This window comes from Antiquaquibacter metalliresistens (genome assembly GCF_029211225.1).
GTDB lineage: Bacteria > Actinomycetota > Actinomycetes > Actinomycetales > Microbacteriaceae > Rhodoglobus > Rhodoglobus metalliresistens.
On the sequence record NZ_JARGEM010000005.1, the window covers coordinates 294,996 to 308,430 of the forward strand.

Consider the following 13,435-nt stretch of genomic DNA (forward strand, 5'->3'; position numbering starts at 1 on the left):
GCCTTCCTTCAGGTCGTGACTGTTTAGAACCTACCGCCGCGGCTGCGCCCGCCACCACTGCGCCGGGATGAACTCCGGGAACTCCCACCGAAGGATCCGGAACGCGAGCTGCGGCTCGAGCCGCCGCCCCAGCTGCTGCGCGAGCCCCCGCCGGAACGCGAGCCGCCGCTGGAACGCGAGCCGCCGCTGAGGCCGCCACCGAGGATCCAGCCGGTGAGCAGACCACCGAGGTCGGCGCCGTCGGAGCCGCGGTAGTACCCACCACCCGACGTGTCGAAGTCCTGTCGGGCTTCGTAGCCCTGCACGTCGCTGCGCGCGAGCGAGAGCGCGCTCGACGCGAGTTCGTTCGCGCGTTGCGCCTCGGCGAGCGCCTGGATCGGGTCGGCCTCGGCGAGCGCGGACGCCTGCGTGAGGTGGCGGTCGGCCTCGCTCACGCGGGTGCGTGCCGATTCGCCAACCCCGCCCCGGCGCGTGGTGATGTAGTCCATCGCCGCGGTCACCTGCGCCCGCGCGGTCGCGATCGCCGCGTCGAGCTGCCCGCGTGCGCGCGCGAGTTCCTCCTGCTTGTCGCGCACCCCCGTGAACACCTGCTCGAGGGCGGCATTCGCGGCCTGGAGCCGCGCCAGGGCGGTGGTGGGGTCGTCCGCGGCTCGGCGCGCGGCCTCGAGCTCCTCGGCGGCCGCGGCGATCGCGGGTGTGAGCGCGGCATCCGTCGGCAGTGCCCGGGCGGCGGCGATGTCCTGCTCCGTGTCGGCGACCACCGCGTCGAGTCCGGAGGCGGCGGTGTCGAGTTCCGCGCCGAGTGAGGCGATCGCGTCGAAGAGCTGGTTCGCCTGCCCGACGCTCGCCTGTGCGGCTCGCACCTGGATGGCGGCCGCCGAGGCCTTGCCGGCGGTGATCAACTCCTGCGCCCGGCTCGATGCGTCGTCGGCGAAGGCGAGAAGCTTGTCCGCCTGCGTGAGGTTCTCACTCACCGGCCGCAGCGCCGAAACGGCGAAGCGCGCTTCCAGAGCGGCCAGTGCGGTCGCCGCCTCGGCCCGGCGCTGCGCTGCGGCGCCGGCGAGCTCGCGTGCACTCGCCAGAGCCTGCGGAGCGTTCTTCTCGAGGTCCCGCAGTTCGTCGAAGGCGTCCGCCTGCGCGTCGAGTTCGGCATCCGCGGCCTCGCACAACTCGATGATCCGAATGGTCCAGGCGCGCCGGTCGGCATCGCTGTCCGGTTGGGCGTCATCCAACTGCTGCTTGAGGGTGAAGGCCTCCTGCACCTTCGCCTTCGCGGCCGCGAGCGCCGCAGTGAAGTCCTTGGTGGCCTGCTCCCCGAACTGTGCGACCGCGAAGCCGAGTTCCTGCTCGGAGGTCTTCACCGAATCGTCCAGCTGCACGAGCAGGCTTCCAGCGCGCTGGTCCAATTGCTGCTGCGTGAGCCCGGCAGGGTCGCCGCCGCCGTCTCCGCGCTTGCCGCGTCTGCGCGAGTACACGAACACGCCGACGCCGACTCCGGCGCCGACCACGGCCACCCCGCCCACGATCGGGAGAATCGGGATGCCGCCGCCACCGGCCTCCGGCTCGGACGGCGTGCCGGTCGGCTGATTCGGGCCGACCACTCCGGTTGCCTCGGCCTCGAGGGTCTGGGCTCCCGCGATCGCGGCCGCAGCCCAGTCGCTGTCGCGCAGCTCCGTCTCGATCGCCGATTCGACGCGATCCAGCTGGCTGTCCGAGAGCGGGAACGCACTGTCGATCGAGATGGCGTAGAGCCGGTCGGTGACGGCGACCGCCAGAAGCAGGTCGCGCGGGCCGAGGAAGTTGTCCTGCGCCGTCTGGTCCGCCCAGTCGATCGGATCGTCGGGGTTGCTGAAGGAGTCGACGAACACCACGTAGAGGCCGAGGTTGGCGCGTTCGTAGAGCGCATCGAGGGCATCCTGCACGTCGGCTTCGCGTCCGGCGATCGCGCCGACGGTGTCGAGCACGTAGGCGCCGCCGAGATCGACCGGATCGTCGGCGTGCGCCGCCGGGGCCGCCAGCAGCGCCAGTCCGGCGGCGAGGGCGAGTGTCGCTCCGAGTCGTGACAGCATCGGCGGTTCCTCTCGATTCGCTACATCCGGATTCTAGCGATCGCCTTACCTGGGACTTCCCTGAGACTTCGCCGACTGCCACAATTGGGCCGACCGCGCCCGACTGCGGCGCGGCACAACGCAAGGGGAGATGCAAGATGGTCGTTGACAAGGACTCCGCCAACTGGCGGCTGTTCGGTGGGGGCGGGCTCGTCGTGGCAGGGCTGCTCTGGCTGCTCGGGGTGATCCTCGAGGTGGCCGGCGTGGTCGCCGTCGGCGGGTGGATCGTGATCGTCGCCCTGTTCGTGCTCGGTGTCGCACTGTTCCTCGTCGCCTTCGGCGAGACCGGATCGAACGGCGCGGTCGGTGCCTCCGTGTTCGGCAAGGTGGTGCTCGTCGCGTTCGGCCTCGGCTGGATCTTGTTCGGGGTGATCTCGTTGCTCGGGGCCCTCGGCATCGCGGCGCCGACGGTGCTCGGAGTGATCGCGGCCGTGCTCGTCGTCGTGGGCGGCATCCTGTCGACCTTCGCGATCTACCAGCGCGGTGTCGCCCGCGGCATCGCCAAGTGGGTCATCGCGCTGCCGGTGGCGTGGGGGATCCTCTGGATCATCCACATCCTCGGTTGGGTGTCCCTGCTGAGCGCCGCCGTGCTCGCCGGCGTGCTCGGTGCGCTCTACGCGATCACGGGCGTGCTGTACCTGCTGAACCGCAAGAGCTAGGCCGCACCGGCGGACGACGCGGCTCCCCGTCACACGGTCGTGGCGGGGAGCCGCGCGCAGTCACCCCAGACTGATCGTCGAGCGCGGTCCCGTCACGAGGTCGAGCTCCGGCGTCGCCGGGGCCATGGAGGTGACGGGCGCGAAGTCGAGCGCCGCGGAGAGTTCGTACTCGCCCGGCGCCAAGGGCGGCAGGTCGGCGCGGAACGCCTCCGCCGCGTCATCCTCGACGGTGCAGCGAACCGGTGTGAAGGATGCCGCGACCTCCAGCGACTGCCCGGGTTCCAGATCCACCACCGTGCCCGGCGCGTCGACCGCGCCGTTGCTGTGCCAGAGCACGATGCCCTGCTGCGAGAGGGTGACGGCGGGGGCGCTCGCAATGCTGCCGGTCACCCGCGCGTCGCCGGTGTTCGTCACGCGTACGACGCCGGCCACCGGCTGCCCGGTCGCGGGGGAGACCGCGGGGAACACGACCTCCGCCTGCAGCCCGTACACACTCGGCGCGGCCTCGATGAGCGGGCCCTCGCACAGGTTCAGGCGGTCGGCGGGGATGCGCTTGGCGGCCTCGGGAGCGAGCGCCGTGTCGTTCGCCTCATCCTGCTGCTCCATCATCACGGCCGACTGCTGGGGCGGCGCCAGGGTCTGCACCCCGAGCACGCCGATGCCGACGACGGCCAGCGCGCCGATGGATCCGGCGGCGAGCTGCATCGGCAGTCGGCGCCGCCGGCTGCGGCGGATCACCGCGTCGGCGTCGATCGTTCCCGCCGGACGAGACTCGGCGAACAGCTCGCGCAGGTTGCGTTCATCGACCATGGCCGGCACCCCCGTCGTCGTCGCCCAGCGAGACGCGCAGCTTGCCGAGACCGTCGCTGAGATAGCGCTTGACCGCGCCGGGACTCAACTCCAGCGTCAGGGCGATGTCGTCCACTTTCAGGTCGTCGTAGTAGCGCAGCACCAGGCAGGCGCGTTCCCGCGGGCTGAGCTTGGCGAGCTCGCCCATGAGATCGATGCGCGCCTGAACGTCGGCATCCTTGGAGGGCGACTGTTCCGGCACGGCCTCGAGGTGACGGATGCGCCGCCAGCGGCTGGTGCGTCGGCCCGTGTCGAGGAAGGTGTTGAGGATGGCCCGGCGCACGTAGGCCTCCGCGCTCGAGATCGTGTAGCCGTTGCGCAGCCGGCCGAAGGTCTTCACCAGCGCGTCCTGCACCAGGTCCGCGGCATCCTCGTGCCGGCCGGAGACGAATGCCGCGTACCGGGTCAGCGCATCGCCTCGCTCGGCCACGAGCCGGGTGACCACGTCCTCCCAGCGCGCAGGGGAGTGCTCTGGGGTCGCCACGGCTCGTCTCCTCGTCGTCGACTCCATTCTGGCCGACGCCAGGGTGCCGGTTGCGACGGACGCGAGGGTGTCCGCGGGTGCGAAGGTGCTCACACCCTCCAAGACGCCCCACCGGGGCGCAACGTTGGGTCTCTAGCCGAGGTTGGAGCGCAACACCTCGAGCTGCCGCACGATCGGGGCGGGAACCCGACCGCCGAAGCTCGCGAAGAACTCGTCGGTCGCGTCGGCCTCGGCGTGCCACGACACGGGGTCGATTGCGAACAGCTCCTCGAGCTGGCCGTGCGCGAGGTCGAGACCCTCGAGGTTCAGCTCGCCGTCCTTGGGCAGGTAGCCGATCGGGGTGTCCTTGGCGGCGACCTTGCCGTCGACGCGCTCCAGCATCCACTCGATCACCCGGGAGTTCTCGCCGAAGCCGGGCCAGAGGAAGCTCCCGTCGGCACCCTTGCGGAACCAGTTGACCTGGAAGATCCGCGGCACGGTGCCGGAGGTGCGCAGTTGCTGGCCGATGCTCAGCCAGTGCGACCAGTGGTCGGCCATGTTGTATCCGCAGAACGGCATCATGGCGAACGGGTCACGCCGCAGTTCGCCGAGAGTGCCTTCGGCGGCCGCCGTCCGCTCGGACGAGATCGTGGCGCCCAGGTAGACGCCATGCTCCCAATCCCGTGCCTCCACCACTAGCGGCACGTTGGTCGCGCGGCGACCGCCGAAGATGATGGCGTCGATGACGACGCCCTTGGGGTCTTCCCAATCGTCCGCGATGCTCGGGCACTGTCGCGCGGCGACGGTGAACCTCGAGTTCGGGTGCGCGGCCGGGGTGCCGGATGCCGGCGTCCAGGGCTTGCCCTGCCAGTCGGTCAGGCGCGCGGGCGGCGTGTCGGTCAGACCCTCCCACCAGACGTCGCCATCCTCACGGAGTGCGACGTTGGTGAAGATCGTGTTGCCCCAAATCGTCTCGATCGCGGTGGGGTTGCTCGAGACGCCCGTGCCCGGGGCGACACCGAAGAAGCCCGCCTCGGGGTTGATGGCGCGCAGGCGACCGTCGTCGCCGATGCCGAGCCACGCGATGTCGTCGCCGATCGTCTCGACCTTCCAGCCGGGGATGGTCGGCTGCAGCATGGAGAGGTTCGTCTTGCCGCAGGCGCTCGGGAACGCCGCCGCGACGTGGAACACCCGGCCGCGGGGGTTGGTCACCTTGATGATGAGCATGTGCTCGGCGAGCCAGCCCTCCTCCCGGGCCATCGTCGAGGCGATGCGCAGCGCGAACGACTTCTTCGCGAGCAGGGCGTTGCCGCCGTAGGCGGAGCCGAACGACCAGATCTCCCGGGTCTCGGGGAAGTGCGAGATGTACTTGACCTCGTTGCAGGGCCACGCGACATCCTGCTGGCCGGCCGCGAGCGGGGCGCCGACGCTGTGCACGGCCTTGACCCAGCGCGTGGTGTCCGTGATGAGCGCCAGAGCGTCGGATCCCATGCGCGTCATGATCGACATGCTCGCGACGACGTAGGGCGAGTCGGTGACCTGCACGCCGAGGCGGGAGAGCGGTCCGCCGAGGGGACCCATGGAGAACGGGATCACGTACATCGTGCGGCCGCGCATGGCTCCCGCGAACAGGGTGTCGAACTCGGCGCGCATCTGCGTGGGGTCGATCCAGTTGTTCGTGGGGCCGGCATCCGCCTCGTTCTCGGAGCAGATGAAGGTGCGCTCCTCGACGCGTGCCACGTCGTTCGGGTCGCTGCGGGCGAGGAAGCTGTAGGGGCGGTGCTCGGGGTTCAGGCGGATGAGCGTGCCGGCATCCACCATCTCGCGGGTGAGGGCGTCGTACTCGGCAGGCGAGCCGTCGCACCAGACGATGGCGTCCGGCGTCGTGAGACGTGCGACCTCGTGCACCCACTCCACGACGCTGCGCGGAGCGCCCTCGGGAGCGGTGTCGGTGGTGTTCGGTGCCATCTCTGCGATGCTCATGCCTGTCTCACTTCGTCTTGACGCAAATCATCTTGTTCTTCCACTATCGGTGCCCACAATCGGTTGTGCTCGCCGATACGTGGTGAAAGATGGCGGAATCTTTCGCTATCCTGATGCTGTGAACGATCTTGTGACCCTCGGCCAGCGCATCCGGCACTTCCGCACGAGCGCGGGGATGACCCTCGACCAGCTCGGCGAGCGAGTCGGCATCGCCGGGAGCCAGCTCTCGCTCATGGAGAACGGACGCCGCGAACCGCGGCTCACCCTGCTCTCCGGCATCGCGACCGCCGTCGGGGTGCAGCTCTCCGACCTGCTGGACGAGGCGCCGCCGAGCAAGCGCGCCGCCCTCGAGATCGAGCTGGACCGGGCCCAGCGCAGCAGCGTGTACGCCTCGCTCGGACTGCCCGCGATCCGCCCGGCGAAGGGCACGAGCGACGAGACGCTCGAGGCGCTGGTCGGCCTGCATCGCGAACTGGCGCGTCGTGCCCGGGAGGCCATCGCCACCCCCGAGGAGGCGCGACGGGCCAACACGGAGCTGCGACAGCGCATGCGCACGGTCGACAACTACCTGCCCGAGATCGACGCGATCGCGGAGAAGCTCATCGGCGACATCGGGCACACCACCGGCGCCCTGACCCACCGTTCGGTGAGCCGGCTGGCGGAGAAGCTCGGCTTCGAGCTCGTGCACGTGCCGGACCTGCCCCACTCCGCGAGGTCGGTGACCGACCTCGCCAACGGACGCATCTACCTGCCGCCGGCATCCATTCCCGGTGGGCACGGGCTGCGGGGCATGGCGCTGCAGGCGATGGCGCACCGCGTGCTCGGGCATGAACAACCGGCCACCTACGCGGACTTCCTGCAGCAGCGGCTGGAGATCAACTATTTCGCGGCCGCCGTGCTGATGCCGCAGCGGCAGTCCGTGGAGTTCCTGCAGCAGGCGAAGGCCGACCGCAACATCGCCGTCGAGGACTTTCGGGATGCCTTCGGCGTCACCCACGAGGCCGCCGCCTTGCGCTTCACCAACCTCGCGACCGTGCATCTCGACCTCGAGGTGCACTTCCTGCGGGTCAGCGACGACGGGGCGGTCGCGAAGGCGTACGAGAACGACGGCCTGCGGCTGCCGGTGGATGTGACGGGATCGACGGAGGGACAGTTCGTGTGCCGCAAGTGGAGTGCGCGCACCGCGTTCACCCGCACCAACCGCACGACGGAGTTCTACCAGTACACGGACACGCCCGAGGGCACGTTCTTCGACTCGACGCAGACGGGCACCACCGCCAACGAGGAGTTCTCCATCACGATCGGCGTGCCGTTCGCGCACTCGAAGTGGTTCCGGGGACGCGAGACCACCAACCGCATGTCATCGACGTGCCCCGACGAGGCCTGCTGCCGGCTGCCGGAGCCCGGGCTCAGCGAGCGGTGGTCGGGCAAGGCCTGGTCGAGCGCCAAGCTGCACGCGCACATCCTGTCGCCGCTGCCCTCCGGCACGTTCCCCGGGGTCGACGACCGGGAACTCTACGAGTTCCTCGAGGCGCACAGCGCCTCGGTCGACTAGAGGTCTCGTGCCGCGGCCGCACCGGCCGCGCGAATCCAGCGCTCCGGTTCGGCGAGCGCCGCGTCCACCGATCCGCCGAGTTCGGTGAGGGATGCCGTCCACACGTCGGTCGTCGCCGTCACCTGACCGGCCACCACGCCCGTCCGCACGCCGTGGGCGGCGGCGCGATCGAGCAGCTGCCCGACCACCTTGCCTCGGGCGGACTGATCGTCGAACCTGCCCTCGCCGGTGATGAGCACGTCCGCGTGCTCGATCGCCCGGTGGAGCCCGGTGAGCTCGGCGATCCGGTCGGCGCCGGAGACGATCGTGGCGCCCCACAGGGCCGCGAAGCCGTACCCCGCCCCACCGGCAGCACCCGCGCCCGGTGCGCTCGGCTCGCCGCCGGCGAGGTGGGCGAAGTGATCCAGCGCGGCGTCCAGCACCCGTACCTGCTGCGGATCGGCGCCCTTCTGCGGTGCGAAGACGACGGCCGCGCCGTTCGGGCCGGTGAGCGGTGCCGTGACATCGGTCAGCAGCACCACGCCGCCGGCAGGCGGCGGCACGAGGTGCGAGCGGTCGATCCGCGCGGCGCGGGCGAGCGCGGCTCCGCCGTCGGACAGCACTTCGCCGGCGGCGTCGAGCACGCGCAGGCCGAGGGCGGCGAGGGCGCCTGCCGCGGCATCCGTCGACGCGGAACCGCCGAGGCCGATCACGAGGGAGGTCGCGCCGGAGTCGAGTGCGGCACGGATGACCTCGCCGAGGCCACGGGTGCTCGCCCCGAGCGGGTCGAGCTCGCGCATGAGTGGGAGCCCGCTGCACTGCGCGAGCTCGACGACGGCGGTGCCGTCGGGCAGTGACAGCCATTCCCCGGGCGTCGGCCGCGCGTCGGGGCCCGTGACATCGCCCACTGAGCGGCGCACCGAACCGGGCACCGCGGTCTCCATCGCGTCCAGCGTGCCCTCGCCGCCATCGGCCTGGGGGAGCATCGCGAGGTGATCGTGCGGGTGCACCGAGCGCCAGCCCTCGGCGATCGCGGCGGCGACCTCTGAGGCCGAGAGCGAGCCCTTGAACGAGTCGGGCGCGATCACGATGGAACGGGGCACTGGGGCAGCGTATCCGCATCCAACTGGCGTGTCGTGCGCGGTACCGCGCAATGCGTAGTACTGTGCATCCCATGGATACGACGCAACTGCTGAAGGGCGTGCTCGACGTGGCGGTGCTCGCCGCGGTGCAGCACGAAGACGGCTACGGCTATGACATCGTGCGACGGCTGCGCGGTGCCGGCCTCGGCGACGTGGGGGAGGCATCCGTGTACGGCACGCTGCGGCGCCTCTACGGCGCGGGCGCGCTCACGAGCTACGTCGTGCCCTCGGACGGCGGCCCGCATCGCAAGTACTACGGCATCAATGAGGAAGGGCGAAAGATGCTCGATGAACAGCGCGTGAGCTGGACCGCTTTCGCGAACACCATGGCCGACCTGCTCGCCACGGGCACCACCGGGAAACCTGCAGCAGTGAAGACGATTGGAGCGCGCGCATGAACACCCTCACAGCAGAACCCGAAGCGATCACCCGGTTTGCCGCAGCCGTGCGGGCGGCACTCTCCGATCTGAGCGCCGAGGAGATCGACGAACTCACCGACGGCCTCGAAGCCGACCTCATCGAGGCGGCAAGCGAGTCCGGCGTGCAGCACATGGGCGACCCGCGCCAGTACGCCAACGATCTGCGGCAAGCTGCCGGCTACTCCGCGCGAGCCACACCGCCTCAGGGTGTGAAGGCACGGCTGCGGGCGTTTCCCGACGAGATCCGAGCCGAGTGGCGGGCCATCGTCGAGCGATTCGGGCTTGGCCGCCTCGTCGACTTCTTCGCCACGCTCCGCCCCGTGTGGTGGGTGTTCCGCGGCTGGGCGCTCTACCTCCTCGTCGCCGGGCTTGTCGGGCTGTGGAACGCGCTGCCGACGACGGTCATCGGCTGGCTCATCCTGGTCGGCGCGGTCGTGCTGAGCGTGCAGTTCGGGCGCGGTCGCTGGTTGGCGCGGTGGATGCGGGTGCCACTCGTGCTCGGCAACATCCTGGTGGTCGTCGCGGCGCCGTTTCTCGCCTCGTGGGTCGTCACCGCCACGAACTCGGCCAATTCCCCGTCCGCGTACGTCGAGGAGTTGCCGTGGCATCCGGGCATCACGATGGACGGGCAGCAGTTGACGAACATCTTCGCCTACGACGAGAACGGGGCGCTGCTCGAGAATGTCCAGCTGTTCGATCAGGACGGCAACCCGCTCGACCTCGTCGGCAGCGCGGGGCCAGAAGCCATCACCCTCGACGGCATGAGCTACCTTGTGCCCAATACCGACGTGCCCGGACGGGTGGGGTGGAACGTCTACCCGCTCTCGGTCATCGGTGAAGGCGAGGTCACGAACGAGGGTCTGCCGGCCTCCGACGCCAACCCGCGCGTGCCGAAGGCACCGTTCACCTCGGTGCGTCCGCTCGCCGCGAGGGACGCCGTCGTGAGCGAATAGCTCAGCGCAGGGATGCCGCGGGCAGGTCGAACCAGCGCAGGTGCTCGAAGTCGGCGCTGACTAGATCCGCGACGTGTTCCTCGCCGGGCGCCGGGAGCGAAGCGAACAGCGCCTCCGCCTCGCGCAGGTGCTCCTCGAGCACGGTCTCGGGCGCCCGGTCGTCGTGGCGCGGGTAGCGCAGCACGCCGTCCGCGTCGTAGCCGAGTTGCGCGAGCCGCAGCGGCGGCTCGGCGGGGCCGCGCTCGTGACGCCACAGGCCGGTCTCGGTGGAGAAGCGGTACTGCGGCAGGAGCTTGGCCCCGTGCTCGGCGATCATCGACACGGCGCGCACGATGTAGCGGAACACCGCGTCGCTGATGAAGTAGTTGAAGCTCACCCGCACCCAGCCGGGCTTGATGCCCTCGCAGCCTCCGGCGATCTCGCGCTCGAACTCGTGCGAGCGGTCGAGGTCGATGCCGAGCAGGCGGTGTCCGTAGGGGCCGGCGCACGAGCATCCACCCCTCGACTGGATGCCGAACAGGTCGCTGAGCATCGCGACGACCGCGTTGTGGTGCAGGTAACGACCGCCTGGCCGCTTCACGACGAACGACACGATCGACAGTCGCGCAGCCTCGGGGTTGCCGAGGATCTGCAGGTTCGGGTCGGTTTCCCAGACGGCCACCGCGCGGCGCAGGAAGTCCGCTTCGAGCGCGTGGATCGTCGGAACGCCCACCGCGCGCTTGAGGTCGAAGACGAGGCCCGCGCGAATCGACTCGATGATCGCCGGCGTGCCGGCCTCTTCGCGATGTGCGGGATCGTCGAGGTAGCGGTGCTCGAGCGGATTCACGTAGGCGACGGTGCCGCCGCCGACCACGTGCGGCACCGAGTTCGTCAGCAGTGCGCGGCGCACCACGAGCACGCCGGGGGTGCCCGGCCCTCCGACGAACTTGTGCGGTGAGAGCACGATGGCGTCGTAACCGAGCCCCATGTCGATGTCGACGTACGGGGCGGCTGCCGCGAAGTCCCAGAACGCGAGCGCGCCATGCTCGTGCAGCAGCGCGGTGATCGCCGCGGTGTCGGTGAGGATGCCCGTGACGTTGCTCGCGGCGCTGAACGAGCCGATCTTCAGGGCGCGGTCGGCATGCGCGGTCAGCTGCTCGGCGAGGTGCGCCTGGTCGACGTGCCCGTCGGCATCCTCGTGGATGGTCACGACGTCGGCGATGGACTCGCGCCACGGCAGCTCGTTGCTGTGGTGCTCATACGGGCCGACGAACACCACCGGGCGCTCGGAGACCGGGATGCTCGCGGAGAACCCGTACCGCCGATCCAGGTCGGCGGGAATGCGAAGTCCCAGCACTCCGATGAGCTTGTCGATCGCGCCCGTCGAGCCACTGCCGGCGAAGATCACCACCGAGTCCTCGTCCGCGCCGACGGACTCATGGATGATGCGGCGGGCATCCTCGCGCAGGCGCGTCGTCTGCAGCCCGTTGCCGCTCGACTCGGTGTGCGTGTTCGCGTAACGGGGGAGCACCTCGTCGCGCACGAAGTCCTCGATGAAGCCCAGGGAGCGCCCACTGGCGGTGTAGTCGGCGTAGGTCACCCGCCGCGGACCGAACGGGCCGGGCACGACCTGGTCGTCGCCGATCACCGACTCGCGGATCCTCGCCAGGATCGGCGGGCTCGGCAGGGCCGGGTCGGGCTCCGGGATCGAGACGGCCACCATTGAGGAAGGGTACCCCCGCGGGCCGACGCGGAACAGCGCTTCAGTGCCCGTGGCGGTGATGCGCATCCGGGTAGTGCGCGTGCGTGTGGGTGATCGGCTCGTGCGTGTGAGCGTGCCGGTGGCGGGTTCCGGCCGGGACGGGCTCCGGATGATCGTGCTGGTGGTGCTCGTCGTGCACGTGCCAGTGGTCGTGGGTGATCGCCTCGTGGTGGTGCTCGTGGTCGTGCCGTTCGGTCAGGTGCAGCCAGACCCCGACCGCCATGAGCGCTGCGGCGATCAGCAGCGGCACGGTCACCGCGGCCCCCATGAGCACGGCCAGCAGTGCCCCGAAGAACGGGGCGACCGAGAAATACGCGCCGGCGCGCGCGGTACCGAGGTGACGCATCGCCACGATGAAGAGCACGAGGCTGACCCCGTAGGCGAAGAAGCCGCTGAGCATCGCCACGCCGACGCTCAGCGCGGACGGTAACTGCGCGCCGAGCAGGAACGCGATCGCTAGGTTGACGGGGCCTGCGACGCCGCCCTTGACGGCGGCCAGCCAGCTCGCGTCGGTGAGCGAGATCACTCGGGTGAGGTTGTTGTCGATGGCCCAGCACAGGCAGGCTCCGAGAATCGCCAGTGACGGCCACAGCGCACCGAGCTCGGCCCCGGTCGGGATGCTCAAGACCACCGCCCCGGCGACGATCGCCGCCATGCCGAGCGCGATGCGCCGGTCGACGTTCTCTTTGAACACGAACCACGCGAGCAGCGCCGTGAAGACGCCCTCGGCATTCAGCAGCAGGGATGCCCCGGTCGCAGGCATCCCGGAGAGACCGAACATCAGCAGCACCGGGCCGAGCACCCCGCCGAATCCGATCGCCCCCGCCAGCGGCAGCAGTTCGCGACGCGAAAGCCGCACGCGGCCGGGTCGAGCGATGAGCCGGTAGAGCCCGAGCCCCAGGCCGGAGCCGACGTAGAGCAGGCCGGCGAGCATCCACGGGCTCACCGAACCGAGCAGCAGCTTCGCGACCGGAGTGCCGGCGCCGAACAGCACGGCGGCCGCGAGCGCGGCCTGGATGCCGGGATTCCTGAGGCTCGCGAGACGCATGGTCAATTGCATCACGGCGCGGTCGACATGCCGCCCGTCGTTGCGAGTGACTCGCGACAACTGTCGGACACCACCCGCGTCGTGCTCGCCGGATTGCGCACCAGGGCTTGGACAGGACGCGTCGGGCGCAGTTGCAGATCGCCGCCGCAGTTCGGACAGGCACGCTCGGCAAAGAGCTCGACGCACTCCGGACACCACGTGCACTCGAAGGTGCAGATGTATGCGGCAGCGTGCGGTGGGAGATCACGGTCGCAGCACTCGCAGTTCGGGCGGATCTCGAGCATCACCCCAGGCTAGGAACCGGCGGCGCGGATTCCCATCGCTCGTCGGACACCGTTGCTGGGGTTCCTGCCAATGATCTGTCGTTTCGTGCCCCCAGCAGGATTCGATCCCCTACCGAGCCGCCGATCTGCCGCTTCGCGTCAGCCCGGTCTGCTCAGGGTGACGTCCCGCTGAGTGGTGGAGTTTCTGGACACCGTGCGAGATCTAGCTGAGTTGATTATGCCGCGGTCAGTTCCGGGATCGCCACCTCCTCG

The 13,435-nt window shown here is 70.1% G+C and carries 12 protein-coding genes; 4 read left to right on the top strand and 8 right to left on the bottom strand.

Translation table 11 applies throughout. From position 1 onward, the window contains the following. Positions 1–23: 23 nt before the first annotated feature. Entirely contained in the window at positions 24–2,069 is a 2,046-nt protein-coding gene (locus tag PYV02_RS11450; RefSeq protein ID WP_275759155.1) for a TPM domain-containing protein, read from the bottom strand. Positions 2,070–2,206: 137 nt separating this feature from the next. Here PYV02_RS11450 and PYV02_RS11455 point away from each other — a divergent pair, with 137 nt between their 5' ends. Continuing rightward, entirely contained in the window at positions 2,207–2,767 is a 561-nt protein-coding gene (locus PYV02_RS11455; protein ID WP_275759156.1) for a hypothetical protein, read from the top strand. A 60-nt stretch (positions 2,768–2,827) separates the two neighbouring features. On the opposite strand, the gene PYV02_RS11460 is transcribed toward PYV02_RS11455, so the two are convergent. The 3 genes from PYV02_RS11460 to PYV02_RS11470 all read right to left on the bottom strand — a co-directional run bounded on the left by PYV02_RS11460 (position 2,828) and on the right by PYV02_RS11470 (position 6,062). After that, positions 2,828–3,577 (bottom strand): hypothetical protein, encoded by a 750-nt coding sequence (locus PYV02_RS11460; protein WP_275759157.1) that lies wholly within the window; start codon positions 3,575–3,577, stop codon positions 2,828–2,830. Continuing rightward, complete coding sequence (locus tag PYV02_RS11465) at positions 3,567–4,100, bottom strand: sigma-70 family RNA polymerase sigma factor (protein ID WP_275759158.1); 534 nt, start codon at positions 4,098–4,100, stop codon at positions 3,567–3,569. Before PYV02_RS11465 ends, PYV02_RS11460 begins: the two co-directional genes overlap by 11 nt. 132 nt (positions 4,101–4,232) lie before the next feature. Then, positions 4,233–6,062, bottom strand: a complete 1,830-nt coding sequence (locus PYV02_RS11470) for a phosphoenolpyruvate carboxykinase (GTP) (RefSeq protein WP_420833623.1) — start codon at positions 6,060–6,062, stop codon at positions 4,233–4,235. Between the two features lie 118 nt (positions 6,063–6,180). Between PYV02_RS11470 and PYV02_RS11475 the strand changes: the two genes are divergently transcribed. Beyond that, positions 6,181–7,617, top strand: coding sequence for a helix-turn-helix transcriptional regulator (locus PYV02_RS11475; RefSeq protein ID WP_275759159.1), 1,437 nt, complete (start codon positions 6,181–6,183; stop codon positions 7,615–7,617). Here PYV02_RS11475 and PYV02_RS11480 read toward each other — a convergent pair. Beyond that, on the bottom strand, positions 7,614–8,699 hold the full coding sequence (locus PYV02_RS11480; protein ID WP_275759160.1) for a glycerate kinase: 1,086 nt from the start codon (positions 8,697–8,699) through the stop codon (positions 7,614–7,616). The two genes, PYV02_RS11475 and PYV02_RS11480, sit on opposite strands and share 4 nt — an antisense overlap. 71 nt (positions 8,700–8,770) lie before the next feature. On the opposite strand from PYV02_RS11480, the gene PYV02_RS11485 reads away from it, so the two are divergent. Next, positions 8,771–9,136: a PadR family transcriptional regulator gene (locus tag PYV02_RS11485; RefSeq protein ID WP_275759161.1), complete on the top strand. Its 366-nt coding sequence runs from the start codon at positions 8,771–8,773 to the stop codon at positions 9,134–9,136. Next, positions 9,133–10,110, top strand: coding sequence for an HAAS signaling domain-containing protein (locus PYV02_RS11490; protein ID WP_275759162.1), 978 nt, complete (start codon positions 9,133–9,135; stop codon positions 10,108–10,110). Before PYV02_RS11485 ends, PYV02_RS11490 begins: the two co-directional genes overlap by 4 nt. 1 nt (position 10,111) lies before the next feature. On the opposite strand, the gene PYV02_RS11495 is transcribed toward PYV02_RS11490, so the two are convergent. The 3 genes from PYV02_RS11495 to PYV02_RS11505 are packed head-to-tail and all read right to left on the bottom strand — an operon-like array spanning position 10,112 to position 13,183. Further along, positions 10,112–11,812: an aminotransferase class V-fold PLP-dependent enzyme gene (locus tag PYV02_RS11495; protein ID WP_275759163.1), complete on the bottom strand. Its 1,701-nt coding sequence runs from the start codon at positions 11,810–11,812 to the stop codon at positions 10,112–10,114. Positions 11,813–11,852: 40 nt separating this feature from the next. Continuing rightward, positions 11,853–12,899, bottom strand: coding sequence for a DMT family transporter (locus PYV02_RS11500; protein ID WP_275759164.1), 1,047 nt, complete (start codon positions 12,897–12,899; stop codon positions 11,853–11,855). Between the two features lie 11 nt (positions 12,900–12,910). After that, positions 12,911–13,183 (bottom strand): DUF1272 domain-containing protein, encoded by a 273-nt coding sequence (locus tag PYV02_RS11505; RefSeq protein ID WP_275759165.1) that lies wholly within the window; start codon positions 13,181–13,183, stop codon positions 12,911–12,913. Positions 13,184–13,435 lie beyond the last annotated feature (252 nt).